The 24491-nt window shown below is 35.9% G+C and carries 24 protein-coding genes; 6 read left to right on the top strand and 18 right to left on the bottom strand.

The features are described 5' to 3' along the window. Positions 1-86 precede the first annotated feature (86 nt). Positions 87-476, top strand: coding sequence for a YxeA family protein (locus tag DOK81_RS06950; protein WP_206909587.1), 390 nt, complete (start codon positions 87-89; stop codon positions 474-476). 74 nt (positions 477-550) lie between these two features. On the opposite strand, the gene DOK81_RS06945 is transcribed toward DOK81_RS06950, so the two are convergent. From DOK81_RS06945 to DOK81_RS06930, 4 genes are all read right to left on the bottom strand, one after another. Continuing rightward, a complete protein-coding gene (locus tag DOK81_RS06945) occupies positions 551-1267 on the bottom strand; it encodes a transaldolase (RefSeq protein ID WP_206909586.1) in 717 nt (238 codons plus the stop codon). A 1-nt stretch (position 1268) separates the two neighbouring features. After that, entirely contained in the window at positions 1269-2639 is a 1371-nt protein-coding gene (locus DOK81_RS06940) for a PTS ascorbate transporter subunit IIC (RefSeq protein WP_067481908.1), read from the bottom strand. Positions 2640-2701: 62 nt separating this feature from the next. After that, entirely contained in the window at positions 2702-2983 is a 282-nt protein-coding gene (locus tag DOK81_RS06935; RefSeq protein ID WP_206909584.1) for a PTS sugar transporter subunit IIB, read from the bottom strand. Beyond that, the gene (locus DOK81_RS06930; RefSeq protein WP_206909583.1) at positions 2983-3450 is read right to left on the bottom strand and encodes a PTS sugar transporter subunit IIA; all 468 of its coding nucleotides are present in this window, start codon (positions 3448-3450) and stop codon (positions 2983-2985) included. Before DOK81_RS06930 ends, DOK81_RS06935 begins: the two co-directional genes overlap by 1 nt. A gap of 261 nt (positions 3451-3711) precedes the next feature. On the opposite strand from DOK81_RS06930, the gene DOK81_RS06925 reads away from it, so the two are divergent. Beyond that, positions 3712-5622 (top strand): BglG family transcription antiterminator, encoded by a 1911-nt coding sequence (locus tag DOK81_RS06925; protein ID WP_206909581.1) that lies wholly within the window; start codon positions 3712-3714, stop codon positions 5620-5622. Between the two features lie 127 nt (positions 5623-5749). Here the strand turns inward: DOK81_RS06925 and DOK81_RS06920 are convergent, their stop codons facing one another. From DOK81_RS06920 to ulaG, 8 genes are all read right to left on the bottom strand, one after another. Continuing rightward, the gene (locus tag DOK81_RS06920) at positions 5750-6349 is read right to left on the bottom strand and encodes a hypothetical protein (RefSeq protein ID WP_206909579.1); all 600 of its coding nucleotides are present in this window, start codon (positions 6347-6349) and stop codon (positions 5750-5752) included. A 278-nt stretch (positions 6350-6627) separates the two neighbouring features. Beyond that, on the bottom strand, positions 6628-7344 hold the full coding sequence (gene araD / locus DOK81_RS06915) for an L-ribulose-5-phosphate 4-epimerase AraD (protein ID WP_206909577.1): 717 nt from the start codon (positions 7342-7344) through the stop codon (positions 6628-6630). Further along, positions 7331-8191, bottom strand: a complete 861-nt coding sequence (locus tag DOK81_RS06910; RefSeq protein WP_206909575.1) for an L-ribulose-5-phosphate 3-epimerase — start codon at positions 8189-8191, stop codon at positions 7331-7333. The genes araD and DOK81_RS06910 overlap by 14 nt, the downstream gene beginning before the upstream one ends. A 2-nt stretch (positions 8192-8193) precedes the next feature. Beyond that, complete coding sequence (locus tag DOK81_RS06905) at positions 8194-8835, bottom strand: 3-keto-L-gulonate-6-phosphate decarboxylase UlaD (protein ID WP_206909573.1); 642 nt, start codon at positions 8833-8835, stop codon at positions 8194-8196. A gap of 14 nt (positions 8836-8849) precedes the next feature. Next, positions 8850-9149, bottom strand: a complete 300-nt coding sequence (locus tag DOK81_RS06900; RefSeq protein WP_206909571.1) for a PTS sugar transporter subunit IIB — start codon at positions 9147-9149, stop codon at positions 8850-8852. Between the two features lie 42 nt (positions 9150-9191). Further along, positions 9192-10682 (bottom strand): PTS ascorbate transporter subunit IIC, encoded by a 1491-nt coding sequence (locus tag DOK81_RS06895; RefSeq protein ID WP_206909569.1) that lies wholly within the window; start codon positions 10680-10682, stop codon positions 9192-9194. Between the two features lie 11 nt (positions 10683-10693). Next, positions 10694-11152 carry a PTS sugar transporter subunit IIA gene (locus DOK81_RS06890; protein WP_206909567.1) on the bottom strand — a complete coding sequence of 153 codons (459 nt, stop codon included), beginning with the start codon at positions 11150-11152 and terminating at the stop codon, positions 10694-10696. Positions 11153-11169: 17 nt separating this feature from the next. Further along, entirely contained in the window at positions 11170-12237 is a 1068-nt protein-coding gene (ulaG, locus tag DOK81_RS06885; protein ID WP_206909565.1) for an L-ascorbate 6-phosphate lactonase, read from the bottom strand. A 210-nt stretch (positions 12238-12447) separates the two neighbouring features. Here ulaG and DOK81_RS06880 point away from each other — a divergent pair, with 210 nt between their 5' ends. Next, entirely contained in the window at positions 12448-13212 is a 765-nt protein-coding gene (locus DOK81_RS06880; RefSeq protein ID WP_206909563.1) for a DeoR/GlpR family DNA-binding transcription regulator, read from the top strand. 213 nt (positions 13213-13425) lie between these two features. Here the strand turns inward: DOK81_RS06880 and DOK81_RS06875 are convergent, their stop codons facing one another. The 3 genes from DOK81_RS06875 to DOK81_RS06865 form a co-directional block, all read right to left on the bottom strand. Continuing rightward, positions 13426-14805: an FAD-dependent oxidoreductase gene (locus DOK81_RS06875; RefSeq protein WP_206909562.1), complete on the bottom strand. Its 1380-nt coding sequence runs from the start codon at positions 14803-14805 to the stop codon at positions 13426-13428. Positions 14806-14978: 173 nt separating this feature from the next. Next, positions 14979-16142: a cyclopropane-fatty-acyl-phospholipid synthase family protein gene (locus tag DOK81_RS06870; protein ID WP_206909561.1), complete on the bottom strand. Its 1164-nt coding sequence runs from the start codon at positions 16140-16142 to the stop codon at positions 14979-14981. Between the two features lie 518 nt (positions 16143-16660). Further along, positions 16661-17128: an Rrf2 family transcriptional regulator gene (locus DOK81_RS06865; RefSeq protein ID WP_206909560.1), complete on the bottom strand. Its 468-nt coding sequence runs from the start codon at positions 17126-17128 to the stop codon at positions 16661-16663. A gap of 112 nt (positions 17129-17240) precedes the next feature. Here DOK81_RS06865 and DOK81_RS06860 point away from each other — a divergent pair, with 112 nt between their 5' ends. Beyond that, positions 17241-18089: an SDR family oxidoreductase gene (locus DOK81_RS06860; RefSeq protein WP_206909559.1), complete on the top strand. Its 849-nt coding sequence runs from the start codon at positions 17241-17243 to the stop codon at positions 18087-18089. A gap of 186 nt (positions 18090-18275) precedes the next feature. Here the strand turns inward: DOK81_RS06860 and DOK81_RS06855 are convergent, their stop codons facing one another. From DOK81_RS06855 to DOK81_RS06845, 3 genes are all read right to left on the bottom strand, one after another. Next, a complete protein-coding gene (locus DOK81_RS06855) occupies positions 18276-19145 on the bottom strand; it encodes a histidine phosphatase family protein (RefSeq protein WP_206909558.1) in 870 nt (289 codons plus the stop codon). A gap of 380 nt (positions 19146-19525) precedes the next feature. Then, on the bottom strand, positions 19526-19828 hold the full coding sequence (locus tag DOK81_RS06850) for a hypothetical protein (protein ID WP_206909557.1): 303 nt from the start codon (positions 19826-19828) through the stop codon (positions 19526-19528). A 266-nt stretch (positions 19829-20094) separates the two neighbouring features. Continuing rightward, positions 20095-20862, bottom strand: a complete 768-nt coding sequence (locus DOK81_RS06845) for a MerR family transcriptional regulator (RefSeq protein ID WP_206909555.1) — start codon at positions 20860-20862, stop codon at positions 20095-20097. Between the two features lie 77 nt (positions 20863-20939). Here DOK81_RS06845 and DOK81_RS06840 point away from each other — a divergent pair, with 77 nt between their 5' ends. Then, a complete protein-coding gene (locus tag DOK81_RS06840; RefSeq protein ID WP_206909553.1) occupies positions 20940-22661 on the top strand; it encodes an ABC transporter ATP-binding protein in 1722 nt (573 codons plus the stop codon). A gap of 4 nt (positions 22662-22665) precedes the next feature. After that, positions 22666-24456, top strand: coding sequence for an ABC transporter ATP-binding protein (locus DOK81_RS06835; RefSeq protein ID WP_206909550.1), 1791 nt, complete (start codon positions 22666-22668; stop codon positions 24454-24456). The last annotated feature ends 35 nt before the right edge of the window (positions 24457-24491 follow it).

The raw sequence follows: 24491 nt of genomic DNA, 5'->3' as shown, positions 1-24491 counted from the left end.
CTTGCAAAACTGTTAGTACCCTGTTAGCCCAAACTTGGAGCAACCTTGCTATACTAGGACATATTTCTAGTAGAAAAGGTGATAAGATGAAAAAAGTGATTGGTTTAGTTTTTTTAGCATTATTGGCTTTTGGTGGATTTAAAGGGTATCAGTATTATCAGGATACTTACGTTGGCGAAATCGCCTATGCACACGTGCCAAACGAAGTCCCAACTAAAGTGAAACATAAAAGTGAAAGCGGGATTGGTGACAATAGTCCTTGGTATTCTTACGATTACGACCTCACTTTTGTTAAGGAAGACGGCTCAACTGAAAAACGTGATATTCAGATTTCTAATGACAATGCAGAACCATTAAGTCCAAATTCATATGTCAAAGTAAAAATGAGTAAAAAACGAATCATCGAAGGTCCCAACGCAATTGATCAAAAAGACTTACCTGAGAAAGTAAAAAATAAACTAGTAACTGCTAACTAGTCCAACAAACGTAATAAAAAGAGAAGCTTGGAACAATCAAACGATTGCTCAAGCTTCTCTTTTAGTTGATTGAGTTATTCTTCATCTAAAATAGTAAATCCTAACGTTTGGATATCTCGATTGAACATTTTGACTGTTTCCAGTGAAAGTTCATTCAGATCCATGTGGTACATCGACAATTTAGAGAGAATTGCAGGTGTAACTGTAATAATATCAACACCTAACTGTTCCGCTTGCACGATATTGTAAACTTCTCTGGAACTTGCCCAAAGTAATTTGGTTCCTTCTTTACGGCGACAAATTTTCAACGAGTTTTCCATCAATGGCAATGGATCAATCCCGGTATCAGCAACGCGTCCAGCAAAAACCGATACGATGTTTTCAGTTCCCTTTGCTAGTGCATCAACTGTAGTTTCTACTTGTTCTAAAGTCATGATAGCCGTGATGTTAAGTTTCAACCCTTTTTCTGATAATCGTTGAATTAATTCGGTCGATGCTTCGCCTTTCGTATTCATGACTGGGATTTTGACATAAACATTATCACCCAATGCGGCGAGTTTCAAAGCTTCCTTTTCCATCGTCGCAAAATCATCGGCAAAAACTTCAAAACTGATAGGTAATCCTTCAACTTTTTCCAATACTTCTTTTGCAAAAGCGACATAATTCGTGATTCCTGCCTGCTTCATCAAACTAGGATTAGTTGTAAATCCCGAAACGATTCCAGCAGTTTTCATTTTCAACATCTCTTCAATCACTGCACCATCTGAATAAATATCAAGGTTAAAATTCATTTTAATCAAGCTCCATTTCTTCATTATTAATTGCTGTTTTGGATGGTCGAATAATACTTGGGGCAATCAAAGCGACTAGAACTGCCACAATGATGACATAAATCCCCGTTTGTCCAAATTGACCACCAACTTTTCCTAATAAAATACCAATCCAACCAAAGTCAAAATCACCAAAGGTTGCATTTGAAAACCCTAACTGTCCTAAAACTGGTAGTAATAAGGCTGGTAAAAAGGCTAAGAATAAGCCGTTGACGAAGGAACCAACCACTGCGCCACGTCTTCCCCCAGTAGCATTACCATAAACACCTGCAGTCGCACCACAGAAAAAGTGTGGAACTAATCCTGGAATAATCAACACACCACCAAAAGCACCGAGAATGAACATGCCAATCAAACCACCAACAAAACTTGAAATAAAGCCAATGATAACTGCTGTTTGTGCATATGGGAAAAATACGGCACAGTCAACAGCTGGCACAGCATTTGGAATGACCTTATCAGCAATCCCTTGAAACGCAGGTAATAAATCAGCAAGAATCATGCGAACACCAGAATAAACAATTGTAACGCCTACTGCAAACTTCAATCCACAAAGAATCGCGAACAAGTACGGTGATTTTCCATCTGATAAAGTTGAAACAAATTCAGGTCCTGCTGCAATTGCAGAAATCAAATAAAAGATTACCATCGTTAATGCCGTGGAAATTGTCGTGTTTCGCAAGAATCCAAATTTTTCTGGCACTTGAATATCTTCTGTCGACTTTGAGCCTTTCCCAACGATGCTACCAATAAACGCTGATAAATAATAACCAATCGAGCCAAAGTGTCCCATAGCGATTTCATCGCCATCAGTGACGCGAAGGGTATATTTTTGACCAATTGCTGGAGAGATCGCGCTCCATGCACCTAAGAAAAAGCCGCCGACTAAAATCAAAGAAGTTCCAGAAAAGCCAACTGCACCTAATACTGCCGATAATAAACACGCCATAAAGAATGAATGATGACCAGTTAAAAAGACATATTTATAACGAGTAAAGCGTGCGACTAATAAATTAACAATCAGTCCAACAATTAAAATCGACATTGTTTCAACACCAAGAATTTTTTGTGCAACAGAAGTTACAGCTTCATTATTTGGTACTACTCCTGTAATGTGAAATCCTTTTTCAATCATTTGAGAAAGTGGATCTAAATTTCCACTAATAACGTCTGCACCTGCCGCTAACATTAAGTAACCAAGAATTGGACCCAATGTTCCAGTTAAAATTTTGTGTCCGGGTGCTTTCATTGCAACCAAGCCAACCAAAGCAACTAATCCCATCAAAATTGCTGGTTCACTAAACATATCCTTGAGAAATTCCAAAAATTCCATTATGAATCCTCCTGTTTTATTGATCTATTTAATCCTCTTATACGGCCATATAAGATAATTGATTATCTGTTACTTAGTTCTTCTAATACTGGTAAAATATCTTCTGAAATTTTTTTCTTGTCTGCGTAACTTCTAACGACAGCAACTTTTTTGTTTGCAGGAAACTGTTTGGCAAATTCATCGACTGTTACAAAAAGATCAGGCTCTTCACCTAACGCTGCATTAAAATCACTGGATTTCGCATCAACTTCAAACCCATTCTTTTTGGCAATCTGATTGATTTTCATCGCCAATAAATTACTACTACCAATTCCATTCCCACACACTGTAATAATTTTAATCATTAAAATTCCTCCTCTTCTTTGATAAACTTTTCTGCTAATTTTATAAATGCTGCTTTTGTCGATGTCTCTAATAATGCGTCAACTTTTTCTTCTTCATCAATTAGTGCGGAGATTTTTTGAAGCATTGCTAGATGCGCTTCATTATTATCCGTTGCTAAACAAATAATGAGATACACCTCTTTTGCATCGCCAAAAGAAATTGGCTCAGCTAATTTCAAAATACTAAATCCTGTTCCTAAAGCGCCCGCTTCTGGTCGAGCATGAGGCATTGCAACTCGTGGTACTAATACCATGTACGAGCCCATTTCTCGAACGTTTTTGATCATTGCCTGAATATACTTTTCTTCAATGATCCGCTCTTGTAATAAAGGTTCTGCGGCTAACTTTACTGCTTCTTCCCAGTTAGCAACTTTTGATTGGAATGTCAGATGCTTTTCACATAAATAGTGCTGTTTGATTTCTTTCACTCGATTACCTCCTTGCTATCCATACTATAAATGAAATCGCATACATTCGATACCACTTCTATTTCCCTTTCAAACTGGAAAAAGATGAATTTTTTAGTTCAAGGATTTCCTTTATTAAACGGAAATCATTCGACCAGCTTTGAACTAATCATAGTACCTTGATATTGTAAGCATTTTCTATCTTTTTGATTTCTTACCTAAATCTGCCAATTGTAATTCAGATCATTCCTATATATGATAACAATTAAGGGGGAGATAAGTATGTTTGCGTACAAGAGGTTGAATCAGTTGTTTCAGCGACTCTATAGCGAAAAAAATTGTTCAAGTGAACAACTAGCTTCTGATTTTTCGGTTTCTAAGCGAACAATCAGAAATGATGTGAAAGAACTAAATGATTTTCTATCAAAATATGATACAACAATCGTGCTCAAAAGAGGCGTGGGATACGAAATGTTACACAAAGAAAATGTTCAAGAACTATTTACTGAGCTACATTCACAATCAACTACACCATCCCACCAATTAGAAACTTCTGAAGACCGAATCAGGCAATTATTGTTTTTATTCTTATTCTCAGAGCAAGAAAAATCACTAGACGAACTGTGCAATCAATTATATGTCGGACGAACGACGATCTTAGGTTATATTCGCCAGCTTCGTTTATTACTTGCTTCTTACGACGTCAAAATCACTTCAAAAGTTAATATTGGGTACAAAATCATGGGGGAAGAATCAGCTATTCGTCAAGTAATCTCAGATCAATTGATTGAAAAAAACTTTGAGAGCTATATCTCACAATTTTCACGAGATGAATACGAACTGTTTCACGAAATCAACTTAGTCGAACTATCTCAATTAGTAACAGATTTTTTTCCACCTGATCTGTATAAAATTTCTGACTATCATCGAAAAAACTTTGTTATTCACTTAGCAATTGCTATTCTTCGAGTCAAAAATCAGCATCATCTTGAATCCGTTTCCAGTTTTTTTGTCATCGATGAAAAGATTCAATCTTCAATCAGAAAACTTTTAGCAGCTATTGAAAAAAAGAATCAAGTCAGATTTGATCTTCAAGACGAAATTTGGCTACAGAATCATCTGTTTTTAGATTTACAACAGCCACAACATTCTAGTAGTCAAACAACTAAAATCTATCAATTCATTGACCAGATGTTGATGGAAATTAACGAAATGATTGGTGAAGATCTGCAACAAGATGACATTTTACGAAAGGATCTCTTTACCCATTTTTCTAGTTATCTGACATTAAAGGAGATTATGAAAAATAAAAAAAATCCCCTATTATCGGAGATCAAAAAGAATTTTTCGTATGCGTTTGAGCTAGCAGTTTTGGCAACAAACAATAGTAAATGGCTAAGCACTTTTGAGTTCACAGAAGATGACATTGGTTACCTAGCTTTGCACATTGCAGCAGCTATCGAACGAAAAAAAGCACACACAACAGATAAAAAACGAATTTTGGTTGTCTGTGGTCAAGGTGTCTCGACTAGTCGACTGATTGAAGCGATGTTAAAGAAGCGTTTTGCTGATCAGTTAGAAATCGTTGATACTATTTCTTACGCAGCTTATCAAACAAAAAAACTAACAACTGTTGATTTTCTCATCTCAACAGTTCCACTTAAAAATAAACAAATTCCTGTTATCCAGATCGATTTTTTAGATATCAAACAAGGAATGGAGAAAATTGAAAAACTTTTAGCGGAGGAAGAAGAAAAACGCCATTTTTTAAGCCTGTTTGATCCAAGTTTATTTGTCGTCAACAATCAACAAATTACACGGGACGAATTAATCCAGTCAATCGGAACGATTTTACAAGAACAAGAAATTGTATCTGAAGATTTTATTGTAAAAGTGATTGAACGAGAGCAAATTGCACCCACGAATATCACGAATTTGATTGCCATTCCTCATGCAATCGATGCGTCGATCCAGCAAACAAAAATTTTTGTTTATATCTCGAAAGAACCGATTGTCTGGCGTCAAACTGCAACAGTCAAAATTATTTTTCTGCTGGCAGTTGCTGAAGAAGATAAAGAGCAACTCCAAGTTTTTTTTGAATATTTATCTGATCTAGTTGAAAATCAAAAACTACAGCAAAAGATAGCTGACGCGCAAAATTTTGAACTGTTTTTATCCACTATTCGTTACTAAAAAGAGTGTTGTTTCATGAATGAATAACCTAAAGCAAAAGTCTAGGGATTCATGAAACAGCACTCTGCTTTTTTACAAATCATCGTTCGTTATTCAAGTATATTTTTTTGTGTAATAAAATTTCAACTTAATTTTGATTGACAGCTTTCTCAACTTGAATGTGCCATTTTTGATTATCTCCACCATTTTTTGGGAATGTAATCAACTGATGATTTTTTCCCAAATGTAACTTTGGCGCGTCCATTACTTTACCATTATAAAGGCTTTCTAAGTAATAAACTTCCTTATCCTTATGTACATCATCTTCAACTAATCGCCAGAAGCTTCGTTCATTAGGATACTCTATTTCTGTATTGATAACCTCATTACCTTGAGCATCTTTCACAGAAGATGCGATTAAATATTTAGGATATCTCCATGGTTCATCTTCATCGAATACAGCAGGAACATAGTGCGAAGAAATAGAATAAGCATCTTCTTGTTCATTATAGGACATGAGCCATTTTTGACTATCAATTTTTTGGCTCAAATCTGTCGATATTTCTGAAGTTTCTATGTCATAATCAACGACCCACCAAGGATCTAAGACACTCTGGATTGTAACGAGTTTATCATCGTATTTCGCTCCAGCATCATTCGCGCTCGCCGCCACTGTTTGATTACCGCTTACAATTCCAAATACCACAATCGTGAAAGTTGCTAGCCCTGCCTTGACTCCTTTTTTCATTAAGATTCCTCCTCTATTTTTGAATAACGACTCTGACTACATAAAAATAGTAGCATGTTTTTGTTACCCTTTCCTTTTTTGTGTAGCAATACAACAATTTTTTGATTGATGACAACCATATATGTTATAAATGGAATAACTTAGATAGTATTGTTGCAACCTATATTTTTGGCTATTCTTTTGCGGCATATTTCGTGGGCATACACACAAGATAAATAAGACTTCCTACAACTAAAAGAAATCATAAAAGCGATCAATCAATTGATTGATCGCTTTTGCTATTTTTGTCCGTAATAGGCATGGATACCGTGTTTACGATAATAATGTTTATCCAACAAATAGTGTGGGATTTCCTGAATTTCTGGATTGATTTTTTCATTTTCTTTCGCCATCAAACAAATCTCATCTAAAATCAAACTATTTTCTACAGCTTTCGCAGGTGTCTCTCCCCAAGTAAATGGACCATGTCCATAAACGAATACACCAGGAATTTCAGTTGCTTGTAACTTTCTTTCTTGGAAGGCCTCAATAATGACACAGCCTGTATTTTTTTCATAGGCTTCTTTGACTTCTGCTTTCGTCAATTGGCGCGTGCAAGGAATTGTTCCGTAAAAAGCATCTGCATGCGTCGTTCCATAAGCGGGTAAGTCTCGACCAGCTTGTGCCCACATCACAGCGTTCGTCGAGTGTGTATGAACGATCGCATTAACTTGTTCAAAAGCTTCGTACAAAACTATATGTGTTGGCAAGTCGGAAGATGGTTTCATGCTATCCTCCTCTAACAAATTTCCAGCCAAGTCTGTAACAACCATTTGATTTACTGTCATTTCTTCATAATTTACCCCGCTTGGTTTGATCACGATTACACCAAGTGCGCGATTAATTTCACTCACATTACCCCATGTTAATTTCACTAATCCGTATTGAGGCAGTTTTAGATTAGCTTCATACACACGTTGTTTCATTTCTTTGATGATCAGCTCATGCGATAACATAACCTGCCTCCTTTAACTTTGGATAAAGATAGCTTTTTGCTGCTTCAATTTCTTTCTTAAAATCAGGGTTTGTTTCACTCCACATTTCAATCAAAAAGGTCCCATCATACTCTAATCGTTTAAGCGTCTTTAATAAACCTAAGAAGTCAACACACCCTTGACCAAATGGTACATCACGAAATTGTCCCGGGAAATCTTGAGTTAATGGGTACGTATCTTTTAAATGAATAGCGGTAATGTAGTCAATTCCTCGCTCCAACTCAACACTCGGATTGTTCTCCGGCCACGCGGAAAGATTGCCTAAATCAGGATATACTTGTAAATAAGGCGAGTGAATTTGTTGTTTTATTTCCAAAAATTTAGTCATTGAATTCATAAATGGATCATCCATAATCTCAATGGAAAGAAGGACACCATATTCCGAAGCCATTTTGATACTTTCTTTCAGGCCATCAATGAAAGCTTCTCGTGAGAACATTGATTTTTTTTCATAGTAAACATCATATCCTGCTACTTGGATAATCTTGACATTTAAGTTGTGAGCCAGCTTGATTGCTTTTTGCATGATTGCTTTTGCTTTTTTTTGATTTGCTATGCTTGCAGAGCCAAAAGGAAATCTTCGATGACCACTTAGGCAAATCGAATGGATTCGGATGTCTGTCTCCAACATCTCTTCACGTAGTTTAGCAATCATTTCAGTAGGCCAATCCAGACGAGCTAAACGCGCATCTGTTTCATCAATAGACATTTCAATAAAGGAAAATCCCATTTCCTTTGCCAATTCAAAACGTTCTTTCCAAGAGATATTTTTAGGTAGAGCTTTTTCATAGATGCCGATTTGAGCCATGACTATTCCCCCCAAATACGAATGATTTCTTTTTTGAAGTCATTTGCAGCCTTAACTGGATCAGTTGTATCAGAAATTCCTCTCCCAGCAATAAAATTAGAGACATCGATTCCGGAAAATAATTGAAGTGTACTAATGGTTAAGCCTCCCGTAACAGATACATCAAATCCCATTTCAATCAATGTTTTGACTTTTGACAAATCTTTTTCACTCCAAGTTTCACCAGAAAATAATGCATCTCGACTTTGATGATAAATTACTTGTTTAATACCAATTTGTCGCCACTCGGTTGCTTGTTGATAAGTCCAGTCACCATATAGCTCTACTTGTAGTTCTTTAACTTCTTTTTGGGCAGCCTCCATAGTAGGAATTGTGGCGCAACAGATAACAGTCATGAAATCAGCACCAGCTTTCGCAACATTTCTAGCCACGGTTCCACCTGCATCCGCACATTTTGTATCAGCCACGATTGTTTTTTCTGGAAACATACTACGGATGCAACTAATCGCTTTCCATCCCTCTTGCAAGCATAAAATTGTTCCAATTTCAATAATATCGACGATTTTTCCAACTTTGATAACGTCTGCTAACGCATGTTCCAAATGATTGTGATCTAAAGCAATTTGTAATGTTGGTCTACTCATTTTGTTGTGCTCCTTTATTTAGTTTTTTGATAGAGTTCTGACTCAGCAAATTTTTCACTGATTTCTTTGGCTGACATGACATTTTTGATTCCAATAACGGTGATCCCCTTCTTCTGCGCTTGAGCAAACATAGTCAAAAAGTTTACTGGTGTAAAAACTACATCATATTGTGTCGCAGAACTTTTTCCTTCTGAAATGGAACAATGATGAATTTTAGTGATCGGTATACTTAATTCTTTCATCGCCTTTTCCACACTTCTCATCATCATCAAACTTGTTCCTGATCCATTTGCGCAAGATACTAAAATTCTCATTTTGATTTCCTCCTAAATGTTCACTTTGTTTTCCTTATTTACTTAGTTTTGTTCTTGATATTTTTCTGCATATTGTTCGTAATCATCGACAATCATAAAGTACCCATCTGGATTTTTACGGTATTGCAATTGCGGAATAATCAACAAACCAATCACAACTATGGCAATTCCAACATATCCTAAAACCTTCATGATAATTGTAAAGAGCGGCCATGCTGTAGCCCAGTCAAACATTCCAATATACCCACCAAATTTGGACATACCAATCCATGTGGCAAAAATGGCAGATCCACCAACTTGAATAATTCCAGAAATGAATGGGAAAAGACAAGCGGCTTTAAACCCTCCACGATTGTTAGCAAAAACAGCGATTACTGCATTGTCAAAGAACAGTGGGATAAATCCTGCAATCACAATGGTTGGTGACTTAAACAAAATGAGTAAAGCAATCATCAAGAATTGACCTAAAGCGCCGAATAAAAAGCCAATCGTTACAGCATTTGGTGAACCAAAACCAAACGTAGCAGCGACATCAATTCCCGGTACTGCTCCCGGTAAAATTGTATTTGAAATTCCTTGGAAGGATTGTGTCAGCTCATCAACGAATGTCCGGACACCTAATTGTAAAATAGCAAGATAAACTGCGAAGTTTAGTGATGTTGTCATAATATAGAATAAGAAGCTTTGACCCTCTTGCATAAACTCAGCTTGGATTAAATAATCTTGCCCTAAGACCAATAAGATAATGCCAAAGAAGAAAAGCATTAATAAAGAAGTTGCTACCATGTTTTCATTGAAAATTGACAAGAATCCTGGTAATTCCATATCTTCTATTTTTTTATCAACTTTTTTGGATTTATTTTTTCTCTTATCATGCTTTTTCATCCATTCAGCTAACTTGGCAAAGATAAAAATCCCAAACATTTGTTGATGCGCCACGGCAAAACCAGCACCTTCTGTCAATTCTTGCGTAATTCCAACTGTTAAATTAGAGGCAACGGCCCAGTAACACCCTAGAATCAGGCCCATAAAAATCAAGACTTGGATTCTGCCTAAATCTGGAAAACAGAACAGCAAAATCCAGAATGCTGTTGCAGACTGTTGAATCTGGACATTTCCAGTGGTAAAGACTGAGCGCAACTTCGTATATTTTTGAAAACGTACAAGTAAAATATTCATGACAAAAGCAATCAATAACAAGATCATCACATCGCCAAACGTTCGACCAAAAGTTTCCATTAACCCTGCATCTACTGCATTTTGACCAAAATATGGATCGGTAACCATTGCATCCAAGTTAAATCGCTCTTTTAAACCAACTAAAATTGGTCGAAAGTTGTTGACTAATCCTCCAGAACCAACCGTCAAAATGAAGTAACCAACCGTAGCTTTAAGGAAACCCGCAAGGCACTCATATAATGGTCGTTTTAATAAAAGATAGCCCAGCAGAACAATAAAACCAATGAGATATGCTGGCTGAGTTAAGATGTTTGTTGCAAAATATGTCCAAATATTTAATAAAAAGTCCGCCATCACTTTTCCTCCTATAACTTGTACTCTTGCATCACCATTTGATATTCCTCAAGCGAATGAGTTGCTGCTAACCGGTCAATCAAACCATCTGTCATCAATAACTCAGATAAACGTTGAATGTTTTCCACGTGTTCTTTTGGGTTTTTAGCTGCTAAAGTAAAAAATAAAATTGCTGATTTCTCTTCACCGTCACTTTCAAACTGAATGGGATCCTGCATCTTTGTAAATGAGATAGCTGTACCAAACACGCCTCGACTTTTTTCAGAAGAATGTGGCATAGCAACTTGTGGAACAATGACGATGTAAGGACCATATTCTTCGACACAATGAATGATTTCATCAATATAGGTTTGATCAATTAGTTGTTTATCTAATAATAGTTGGCAGCTTTCATTAATTGCTTCTTTCCAATCAGTGATTTTTTTATCGGAATATTTTACCAAGTCATTATCGAAAAAATAGTTCAGCATGCTGTTTTACCTCTTTTCTATAGGAATGATGGAAATGGTGTATCGTTTTCTACAGTAAATACATCGTCAAAGCCGCGGTAAAAATTAAATTCCAAATCATCCTTATTTGTTGGATAAGTAAACTTACCTCCAACTTGCCAGATGTAAGGTTTGAACGCATATTTCAAACGATCTTTTTTAAATTTCCAAATCTCAGTAATTTCTTTTGGATCAGCCATAAAGTTTGCCCAGATATCATAGTGAACTGGAATAACTACTTTCGCATTTAAAGACTCTGCCATTCGTAACATATCAACAGAGGTTACTTTATCAGTGATACCACGAGGATTTTCTCCATATGCTCCCAGGCAAACATCAATTTCATGTTCATTCCCATGCTTGGCGAATAAATTTGAATAATGTGAATCTCCTGCGTGATAAAGATTACCTCCTGATGTTTCAAATAAATAATTCACAGCGATCTCATCCATGTCTTGTGGCATCGTTCCTTTTAATGTTACTTCTGGATCTTCACAGGTAACTAATGCCGTACGATCGAAAGCCTCTAACGCAACAATCGTGATATCATTGATTTTCACTTCATCCCCAGGCTTAACAATCATCGTTTTTTCTTTTGGAATTCCCCACTTCAACCAAGTATGCACTACTTCCTTAGGTCCAATAAATTTTGCTGTGGGACAGTTTTGATGGACTGCTGCCGCTGTATTGATATCCAAATGATCGGAATGGATATGCGTAACAACTAAAGCGTTTACATTTTTGATTTCAAATGGATCGATTACGAATGGTTGTGTCCGTAAGTTGGGCTGCATTTTTTGCACACCACTCATTCGCATCATTTGATGGCCTTTTTTCATCTTACTGTTTCCATGACTGCGTTTCCCCGTCCCGCACCATAAATCACATAAGATATTGGTACCTGCATCACTCTTTAGCCAAATACCTGTACAGCCTAGCCACCACATTGCAAACGTTCCTTGTTTTACTTCTTCTCTTTCAATTTCTTCATTTAAATAAGTGCCCCATTCTGGGAATGTCTCTAGAATCCAGCTTTCTTTTGTCACATCGGTGATCTGTTTAGTCATTTTCATTGCTCCTTTCTTAATTACATTTAAATCATAATGTGTCAAAAAGAATCTGAGAACCCTTTTATATGATTGTTTGAAATTTATATGACGTTATTGACAGTTTTAATGATTTTTTTAGTATGATAGATGCAGTTAAAGAACTTTATATGATTCTTCGGAGATAAAAAATCATTTAATTTAAAAAGAAAATTATATAGGAGGTTAAAGATGAAAAACTCACTGGCAAATATTGAGGAACGACAAAAAAATATTTTGGACTTACTTCAACAACAAGAGCAAATGACTGCTCTTGAGTTGTCTGAGAACTTAAAGGTTTCAATCAGCACGATTCGCAGAGATCTAAACTTACTAGAGGAAAAAAATGAGATTATTCGAACGTATGGTTCTTGTTCTTATAATTATGAGAACAACACTGATTTCGATCAATCTGGACCAGAACGATTGAAACAAGCAATCGCTCGCGAGGCAAGTAAATATATTAATGATTATGACACTGTCTTTATAAATTCAAGTTCAACTGCTTTAAAAACGATTGAATTTGTTCATGCAAATCATCTAACAGTTGTGACAAATAATGTAAAAATCAACTATTCTTACCATAAAGAAAACTGTAATTACATTTTAACTGGAGGCGAGATGCGTTTTCCAAAGGAAGCTTTAGTTGGTGACATCGCTTTAAATACAATTTCTTCTATGAATGCTGATGTTTGCATTATTGGATGTAGCGGAGTAAGCCTTGACAACGGTGTAACAACAAAAATTTTGAATGAGTCTACCATTAACGAAATGATGATTCGGCAAACTTTCAAGTGTAAAATTCTTGTTGCTGATCATCGAAAAATTGGTTTAACATCAAAATTTAAAATTGCGGATGTTTCTGCCTTTGACTATCTGATTACGGATCGCTTTTGCTCTGAAAAAGTTTTGACCGACATTCGAAACACTGGTGTTAAAGTTATCCAAATCAATTGAAGTGACAAAGCATCTCTATTTTGAATATGAATGCTTCTGCTTTTTTGTCATTGTCATTCGTACACACCGATTTATCTATTTAAAATTCTTTCATTCATTTCATCACCTAATTCCTTCTGAAACGAAAAAAACACCTTCCAAAAGTTAAACAAACATCTGGAAGGTGTTTTTTATTTTTAATTAGCTAGAAATCATCGTATAAATATACGAAAATTATTCAATAAATTCTTTTTCAGCTAATGCATGTTGGGCTGCCAAATTCACTAAGCTCCATTGGCGGTCAAATCCTGGTTGGAAGAAAAGGTCTGCCTCAGCTAAATCTTCTAGGGTCAATTTTTGTTGAATTGCCAAAGCTAACACATTTCCTTGAGCAGTAATATCATAGGTTGATAACACAGCTCCACCCAAAATTTGATGGGTCATTGGATCGAAGAACAATTGAACAGAAACGCTTGTATTTCCGAATTTTTCTGGTACATATTTAGGTCGTAATGTATCTTCAAAATAAGCTGAAGCGATCGATACACCTGCTTTATCTGCAGTAAAACTATTCAAACCACTTGCAGCAAAATGATAATCAAACACACTCAAAGCTGATGAGCCGACCACTCCGCCAAAAGGTTTATTTGGGATACTTTCAAATAAATGTTGAACAACATAACGTGCTTCTCTTCTAGCCACTGTTGCCAAAGCAATCGGCATTTTTGTACGTGCTGGAATCGAATAAGCAAGTGTTGCATCACCAACAGCGTATACGTCTGGGAGATTTGTTTGTAAGTATTCATTGGTTACGATCCAACCACGTTTGTCTAAGTCAACCGTTCCTTCCAACCATTCAGTATTGGCTTTCACTCCTGCTGCTTGAATGATTAAATCAGTTGGAATTTCTTCGCCGTTTACTTGAATAGCTGAAACTTTCCCATCTCCTAAAAATGCTTCAATTTTTGCGCCAGTCATTACTTGGATTCCTTTTTCTGTTAGATGTTTTTCTAAAATATCTGTCATTTCTTGGTCTAGATAAGTTCCCAATGGGCGATCAATCATATCTAAAAGTATTACTTCTTTTCCGGCTTTACAAAAAGCTTCTGCTGCCTCGATACCGATGTATCCGGCACCAATAACTGCTACTTGTTTAACATCAGGGTTGTTGAGCTTTTCTTTGATTTTCGTTGCCCAGTTATATCCACGCATCAAATAAACATTTTCTAAATCAGTACCTGGAACTGGAAGAGAATTGGGTGTAACACCAGAACTTAAAATCAATTTGTCATATGCATAATCAGTAGTTTGATCTTCCAGTGTATTAGTGACAGTCACTGTCTTTTGATCCGCATTGATTGCTTTTACTAAATGATTATTCAAAATGTGGACATTTTCTTCTGGAAAGTTTTCTGGTCGGAAGTTTCTGACATCATTTACGTCTGTTACTTGGTCCTCTAAATAAAGTTCCATGCCACACGACATAAACGAAATATAGTCTCCAGCCTCAAATAACGTAATCTCCACATCTTCACCATATCTAGATAATAACTCTAAAATAGATTGATGTCCGCCATGTGATGCACCTACAATAATAACTTTACTTTTACTCACGATAAATCTCCTTCCTTATTATAAAATTAATTTCTCCCCTCACAACTCCAGAATAGTACGAACGAATTAATCTGTCATACCATATGCTTGTGAAAAATCAAAAGTTATTTATTATTTCTTATCTAATCATCTGTTTACCGAAAAAAAAAAAAAAGAAGCGAGATATTCGCTCCTTAAACATTTCGATGCATTGGAATCATATTGTTATTTGGGTGAACTAATAAATACTGGATAACATCAATATTGCTAGCTTGAAATGATGCAGCACAAGCCTGTAAATATAGATCCCACATTCGATAAAAGACTTCATCTTTTTGTTCAATCACTTTATCAGCAACTTGGTGGAAATTAGTCGTCCAATGTTCCAAAGTTAATTGATAATCACGACGTAGACTTTCAAGGTCAATTATCTGCAAATCATTTTCAGTCATATGTTCTACTAATTCTGTTACACCGGGTATATAGCCCCCTGGAAAAATATATTTATTGATCCATGCATTTTTTGCACCACCTTGCTGACGACTGATGCCATGGATTAGTGCTGTTCCATTTTTTGCCAAAAGTTTATTGATCACTGCAAAATATTCTTTTAGATTTTCTGCTCCTACATGTTCAAACATTCCAACACTAGTTATATGATCAAAAGTTTCAGTTAAGTCTCGATAATCCTTTAACTCAACCGTAACTAGTTCTTCTAAGTTTTCTTCTTTAATGATTTTTTGAATATGATGGTACTGTTCCTCACTCAAAGTGATTCCACTAGCTTTGACATGATACTCTTTGGCTGCTGTTAAGATTAAAGTCCCCCAACCACACCCGATATCTAAGAGTGTTTCTCCCGGCTTGATAAATAGTTTATCGAGGATGTGATGGACTTTATTGATTTGTGCTTGTTCCAAGGTATCCTCTGGTGTTTCAAAATATGCACAAGAATAAGTTAAGGTGTGGTCTAGCCACATTTCGTAAAAATCATTTCCTAAATCATAATGGCTATGGATATCATGAGCAGACTGTTTTTTTGTATGTTTTTCTTTTGGTATCCACTTTTTAAAGTTATTATTGTGAAAAAAACCATGTGCTTGATTATACACGTCATAAATTAGTTCTTGTAAGTCGCCTTCAATCTCAATTTTTTTGTTCATGTACGCTTCACCTAGTGCTAATGAAGCATTGTTGATTAGTTCTTTCACTGGAATTTTTTCATTAAAAACAATGTGAAAAGCGACTTCGCCTTCAGTCTCCCCATATTCTTTAGTAGAACCGTCCCAAAACGTGACTTGTGTTTTTTTTGAAAAAGATGGTTTAAATAATTGATTGTATACTTCTTTGTCTAACATTTTACTGCCTCCTGATGCTATTTTCTGACTAAATGCCAAGAATTTCAAAAGATTTGATGCAATTATCACGAAAAACAGAAAATTATCATCTGATTTTAATCAAATTTTTCAAGAAACCTTTAAAAAAAAATTTATTCAGGAACTTTATTGTACCCACTACAAAATTCTAATCATTGTCGTGCTGATTCGTACCATTTACCTCATCTAGTTTTTTCATCTTTTTGATGCGTAGAAATTTAATGCAGTCATCCTTTTAGATGTAAACATTTACATGCTAGTAGCAGATCTAAATAATTATTTGTTTTACTTATGGGAGCGTCGTGGTTTCTACAACTAACATTGTTATAGAAACATCAACAAAAGGAGGAATAAAATTATCTTATGTATACAAATAAAGCTACCAAGGTTCCCCAGTAGGTCATTTTTTCCTTGACAGCTTTTTTTCGCACTTTCTAGTTTTCTTTAAAGATTTTATATTTAAGTTCACTATTCCTTTGTACTCCTGCATTCTAGCTAGCTTAAAGATATTTTTCTATAATTTTTTTATTTTCTGGTCTTCGTTGAACTTCCAATAAAGAGATATCGTGAAGAATGGTATCCAATGTGATTTGTTCCATCTGTTCTTCCACTTTTTTTTGGAGAAAATCATACTCTTTTAGAAGAACATCTTGGATATTTGCACCAACCACACAATTAGGATTTGTTTTGGGATCGACTTGGATTAGATTCGTATTTCCCTCAATACTTTTATAAATATCTAAAAAAGTTATTTCACTAGGATCTTTTGCAAGAACAGGAGTTGGCTTACCTACTTTTGTGTGTATCAAACCAGCTTTTTTTAAGCTCGCCATAATTTTTCGGATATTAGCAGCATTTGTTTCAACACTGCTAGCAATCATTTCGCTAGAAAGTTGATTTGTATCTTTGAAAAGCTCGATGTAAGCAAGAATGTGGACTGCATCACTCATTTGTATGGAGTATTTCATTTTTAAAGCTCCTTTACATTTATTTCTTGACTTATTTTAACATACTCTTTATGATAAAGGTGTAAATCATATTTGTACAGCTATCAGACGAAAATTTAAAGGAGTGTTTATTATGAACTATTTAGTAACTGGAGCAACTGGTGGATTTGGAGGCTACGCATTAGAATATCTAAGCAAGCTAGTTGATAAAAAAAGTATCTATGCTTTAGCTCGAGATAATGAAAAAGGAGCAAAATTGCAAGAGGCGGGATTTAATGTTCGAATAGGTGATTATGCGGATGAGGATTCCATGGTTGAAGCTCTGCAAGGAATCGATCGTTTGCTTTTTGTGTCAGGTGCTCCGGGAAATCGACAAGCAGAACATGCGAATGTTGTTAGAGCAGCAAAAAAAGCTGGTGTTTCATATATTGTTTACACAAGTTTTCCTAAGACAGATCAATCAACAAGTCTACTAGCTGCCGATCATTCTTTCACTGAAAAAGAAATAAAACAAGCAGAGATCAAACATACCTTTTTAAGAAATAATTGGTATTTGGAAAACGAAATGCCGATTATTCAGCGCGCATTAGCAACTGGAAAATTTGTATATGTGGCAAAAAATGGAAAAACTGGTTGGGCTCTCAAAAGAGAATATGCTGAGGCTGCTGCAAAAGTTTTGTTTAACAATGACTATCCAGAAATTCTTGAACTATCGAATACACCAATCACCTATTCAGAATTAGCAAGTGCACTAAAGGAAGCAAGTGGTAAGGAAATCGAAGCCGTTGTTGCAGATGAAACGGGATTTATCGACAACTTAGTAGAGGGCGGTCTTCCTCAACCTATTGCCGAAATGTTTCTCTCATTTCAAATGGATATTGAAACAGGTCAGTTAGATGTAGTCTCTGATGATCTACAGAAGGTACTTGGAAAACCTTTAACTAGTCGCCCCAATGCGCTCAAAGAACTAATCGAAGAGTAATTTAGACAACTTACTGATTATTTGCATGAACAGAATGAATACTTTATTGAAAGTAAAATAGAAAAGACCTTGGCTATCCTAAAAAAGCCAAGGTTTTTTCTATTGATTAGTTATCTTATAAAAAATTTTTTTATAAATTTTTGTGTATGAACTTTCAAAAAATTGCTAATTACTTAAAAATTTAGTCTATTTATCTTTTGCGCCTTTTTCTAAGTAAGATAAATCATTAACTGATTCTACTGTGTATTTGCCATCTTGATAGATAATTTTACAAATACTAGCATTTTTTAACCCAGTTGATGGAACTTCTGCTGACTCATCGATTGATGCGACAAATGAAGCAATTGTCATGCCGTGTGAAGTAACTAATATTTTATCTTGACCTTTTTCTTCTGCTATTTTGACAATATCGTTTACTGCACTCGAAACACGGTCAATGACGGTTTGGTAATCCTCCGCTTGCCAACTCACTTCATCAGCAGCGACGTCATGTTCTTTTCCTAATTCTTCAAGTTTCTTTTCATCTAATTCATGCAAGGTGTCGGCAAACCCTTGAATGGTTTTGACAAATCCTTCTTCACCCATTTCATTTTGCCACTCTTCTAATGTTTTGTCCTGCTCTTTAGCAATTTCACTCCACATTTCAGGATTGGGGATTCCTTCGTAGGTGCCAAAGTTAAATTCACGTAATCGTTTATCGGTGTGTAATGTATCTAAAAGCTTTTCTTGTCCATTATTTTTCAATACTAATGTTGCAGTTTCGACTGCTCGCCCACTATCACTAGAGTAAACTGCATCAAAGTCTACATCTGCTAATCCTCTCCCTAAATCCTCTGCAACAGCGATGCCTGCTGGTGTCAACGGTGCGTCGATCCAGCCTTGTGAGCGATCCGTCGTGTTCAGCATGGTTTTGCCATGTCTCGCTAAATAAATTTCTACTCGGTCTGATTCTTTATTTGCCTCTTTTTCATTGCTTGTTGCTGAATTTGTTTCTTGACAAGCTGATAAAGAAAACATTAATCCAATTATTCCCACTACCTTCAACCATTTTTTCATTTCTATCCCCTTTCTTTTTTAAGCACTTGTAAAAAATTTCATTGAATGCTACAACAACGTACTTTTTAGCACATTCTTTTTTAGTGATGGCAAGTTGCCATACTAATCTAACTCCTCCTTTCTTTAAGCTTCTTGTTACTAAAAATTTCATTTTAGTAACATGTAATTCTATTGCCAACTACCCTTAGATAGAATGACACAAAAAAAGACCTAACCAGCCGAAACTAGTCAGGTCTTGCTTAACTTAATAATCACAATCCTATTGTCTTTCCCTATTCAATTTACTATACAAATAAATTATCATTTATAGAAAGCGCTGTCAAACGTTTTTTCACTTCATATTTCTATTTTTAAAGACTGTCCCTCAGCCTATTTCTACATCAATTGGTTTCCTGCTCAAAATAGTGGTCGATGATTTCTTTGATTCCTTGATAATCTTTGATAACAAATAGATTGGATGGCACTTCAATGATCGGCAACTTTTTTTCATTGATGAATGGCGCCAATTGTCTTGGTACGATCAGGTAATCTACCTGCTCTTTGTCTCGAAGATAATTCAATGAAACCTCATATTCTTTGGAGAAAAACTCTTTTAAGCGTTCCTGATTTCTTAAACCTATAGGAAGTGTGGAATAGGCCAATCCACCGTCTACCGCTAAGACAAAACAAATTCTCTTTTTCATTATAAACATACTCCTCATCTATAAAATTAGTGACTATTTCTTATCATTCCAAATTCCGGCAATAACGTTCACATTAAATTGATGAATCTAGGATCAATAGTTGAATTAGAAACAAAGGAATTTATCTTGACCTGAAGATCAAAGGTGATTACTTCTATTTTAACCATCTTCTCCCTTCTCTTCATCATGACTTGTTGGTTTCTTTTATCTTACAACGAACAAGATAAATTTCCAAATCGTACTTTTAGACAGATTCACTCGACCGTCTATTGTTTGTTTTTATTTTTGATTTCAATCCATGACAAATAATATTCCTTATCAGATGTCTGCTCATATTGTTTTCTTACGAGAAACTCGCCAATAATTTGCTGAATCTCATAACCTTCGGCTGTTAACAAAGCGACGGCCTCTTGCAGATTATTTCGATCATTATCGGCAGGATCTATTTCAATGATTACTGGTTGGTAATCAAACGCTGGATTGTATTCCCAAAGGATTTCTTCTTCTATTTCACCTTCAAATGTTGCATCGATACAAAAAACATATTCTAACGATTGATTTTTTTCTTGCCAAATAATCCCAGAGTTGCAGTTTTTTTCTAAATATTTTCGTGCGGTAAAGTTTTCATCTAAATCGGCACGAACCATTTTCGTAAAATCAATTTTCAAATCGTGTGTTCCAGTTAAATCAAACCCAGTTGATGAAAGATGTCGTTTTCGTTGCTCAATTTGTGCCATTTCTTCCTTTAATTTTTTAATTTCTTCTGCCAAACGTTTTTCTGTCTGCTCCAGTACGTCATAAACTTCTTTTTCTGATTTTCGATAAATTCCCTGAACGTCTTTGATTGATAAACCTAGACTTCGAATGAATTTGACATCGTACAATGCAAACAAATCATCATATGTAAATGTCCGATAATCATTGGCTTCGTTTCGGGAATTCGTTAGCAAACCAATCGAATCCCAATAGCGAATCGTAGATGTTGGCAAGTTCAAAAATTTTGCAGCTTCACCAATAGAAAAAGTTTTAGTCATTTGAAAAAACCTCCTTGACCTTAAAGCTACTTTAACCTGTATACTCCATTATTGTCAAAACTAAGGAGGCATGACTTATGAAAGTACTAAAAAATTTTTTGTTACAAAATAAGGGCATCGTTGCTCTGACCAGCAGTTTCATTGTTCTACAAATCATCGGAATCTTAGGAGTGCCTATGTTAGTAGCACAACTAATCAATCTTGCTATTTTAAAAAATGATCTTGATGCAATCAAGCACATCGCTGTTCAAATGATTGTCATTACGATTTTAGGCACAATTGCTGCCGTGATTGGTAGCTATCTATCAGCAATTCTTGGCGGACGTTTTGGTCGCCAAATCAGAAAATCGTTTTTCCAAAAATTTCAAGAACTAAGCATTTCTGATATTGATAAAATTGGCTCTAGCACCTTGCTCACTCGTATGACAAATGATGTGGACAATGTTCAACAAATGATTGTGATGTTTTGTCAACTGATCTTACCTGCTCCAATCATTGCTGTTTTTGCTTTGACCATGACATATCTCAATGCTCCAAACTTATTGTGGATTCCACTGGTAGCCATCGTCTTTTATTCGGTTGTATTATTATTTTTGCTGAAAAAAGGAACGCCTATTGCATTAAGTATTCAGCCCAAAATGGACCGTATTACTACCAAACTAAGAGAGTTTTTTACTGGGATCAATATGATTCGTGCATTCAATAATCAAGACCACGAAGAAGCAAAAACCAATGAATCCTTTACTAATTATGCAAATCAGATGATTCAAGTGAATAAAATTTTCGCTTTCATCACTCCTACCGCTTTTTTGATTATGGGCGTTGTCTACGCATCCATTCTTTGGGTCGGTGGCTACCTAGTTGGCAATCAGACCACCCAAATCGGGAATATCGCAGCAATTACTGAATATGCGCTTTTAGCACTCTCATATCTTATGCTTGCAGCAATGGTTTTTGTGGTCATCCCTCGCTCCGTTGCTTCATTGAAACGACTAGAAGAAGTAATCAATTTTGAACCGTCAATCATTGACCCCAAAGAATCGTCTTCTTTTCAAATCAGAGATGCGAGCGCTGCTAGCTATCAAAATGTTTCTTTTGCCTACGGAGAAGAAAGCAATCCAGTGATTGAAAAAATTTCATTGACCATCCTAGCTGGAAAAACAACAGCAATTGTTGGCGCAACTGGTTCTGGAAAAAGTACGTTGATGAAGCTTCTTTTACGAATCAACGACCCTACAAGTGGTGAAATTAGATTGAATGATATCCCAACAACCGCTTTAACACAAAATAGTATTCGTGAACAGGTTGCTTATGTTCCCCAAAAAGCATTTTTATTCAAAGGAACAATTAAATCAAATCTTTTAATGGGAAAAGCGGATGCCACGCCAGCTGAAATTGATCAAGCAGCAACAATTTCTCAGCTAAAACCATTTGTAGATACTTTACCTGATAAATATGAATCAGTCACGGCACAAGGAGGCAGTAACTATTCTGGCGGACAGAAACAACGGATCTGTATTGCACGAGCACTAATCAAACCTGCTTCAATGTATGTATTTGATGACAGCTTCTCGGCTTTGGATTATCAAACAGATGCTGCTTTGCGAAAAGCACTCACCAAAGAATTTTCGAACAAAACACTAGTAATCATTGCTCAGCGTTTGAGTACAATCGCCCATGCTGATCACATCATCCTCATGGACAATGGCAAGGTAGCTGGTGAAGGAACACATCAAGAATTGTTAGGCACCAACAAAATTTATCAAGAAATTGCAGCCTCGCAAGGAATGAAGGAGTGATAAGATGAAACAAAACAACATGGTGGCGAATAAAAAACATGTGATGTATCGCTTTTGGAAATTACATCGTTCTGAACATAAATATTTTTATCTATTGATGTTTTGTAGTTTGCTTGGAAATATTTTAGTGGTTGCAATGACCTTCCTGATGGCATTAGGTATTGATAAAATCGTTGCAATCATCCAACTGAAAGAACCATTGTCAGTGACTCTTGGTTTACTTACAGAGCAATTACTTCCAACGGTCTTACTTTTAGTCCTGTTTTCGCTAATCAGCAGTGGACTTTCTTACGTTCAAGAACGAGCAATGGCGACATTGAGCGAACGACTTACTTTGAATACTCGAAAACTGATTACGAAAAAAATCAAAAAATTACCGATGTCTTTTTTTGATAATCATCAGGTGGGCGATCTGATTAGTCGAACGACTACTGGGTTGAATCAGCTTTCTCAAGTGTTATTGACTGGTGTCAACCAACTATTCACATCTATAGTAACTATTCTTTTTGCAGGAATCATGTTGATTTATATCGACAGTAAGATGTCAATCTTAGTGATCGGTTTACTGGTTCTTAGTGGACTGGTAACGCACAAATTTTCAATGATAAATAAAGAAGTCGCAGACAAAGCGCAAGTGAAGCTGGGTAGTATCAACAACGAGATGGAAGAATATCTTTCTGGCGTCATCGTGTCAAAATCCTTTAACCAAGAGAATCAACAAATGGCTGCTATCAGTCAGACAATTGAGGAGCACTACACTGTATTTAAACGTGCGCAATTCTTAAACTTTGCCATCTATCCTTTGTCACGTTTCATTAACCAATCTGCATTCATTTTTAGTGCAATTTTTGGTGCAATGACCGTACTGAGTGGTGGAATAACGATTGGGTTCTTGCAAGCTTATCTGCAATATATCAATCAAATTTCTGAACCAATTTCAACAGCCTCTTATGTCATTAACTCGATTCAAGCTGCTATGGCTTCGATTGAACGAATCTTCTATATCTTAGATCATGAAGAAGAACAAGCAGATACAAGTCGAAGAACCATTCAACAGCCTGCTGGAAATATCCGATTCAAAGATGTTCGCTTCGGTTATTCACCTGACAAAACATTGATGAAGAAAGTTGATTTTGATGCGAAAGCAAATCAGAAAATCGCCATTGTTGGGCCAACCGGCGCCGGTAAAACAACACTCGTCAATCTGCTTATGCGCTTTTATGACATCGAATCCGGTCAAATCGAATTCGATGGAATTCCAACGACTGATCTTCCAAGAGAAAATCTTCGTTCCCTATTTGGAATGGTCTTACAAAATACTTGGTTATTTGAAGGTACGATTGCTGAAAATATCGCATATGGAAAAATGGATGCTACGCGAGAAGAAATTATCCAAGCAGCTAAAATTGCTCAGTGTCATCACTTTATTCTGACACTTCCTAATGGCTATGATTCCATCGTAACTAGTGACAATGGCGGAGGCCTATCGCAAGGTCAGCAACAACTGTTGACCATTGCTCGTGTCATTTTGGCAAATCCACCAGTGGTTATTTTAGATGAAGCGACTTCAAGTGTAGATACTCGAACAGAATTACAAATCCAAGAAGCAATGAACTCGTTAACACAAAATCGGACGAGTTTCGTCATTGCCCACCGCCTATCTACCATTGAAAATGCTGATTTAATTTTAGTAATGGATAAGGGCGATATCATTGAAAAAGGAACGCATAAACAACTGTTGAAACGTCCAACACTCTATCGTTCACTTTACAATAGTCAATTTCAGGCAACCTGATTTAGGTAAAAAAGATAATAATAACTATAAAAAAA

It is taken from the genome of Enterococcus sp. DIV0660C (assembly GCF_017316125.1).
Taxonomy (GTDB): domain Bacteria; phylum Bacillota; class Bacilli; order Lactobacillales; family Enterococcaceae; genus Enterococcus_B.
This window is presented reverse-complemented; position numbering and strand designations above follow the sequence as displayed.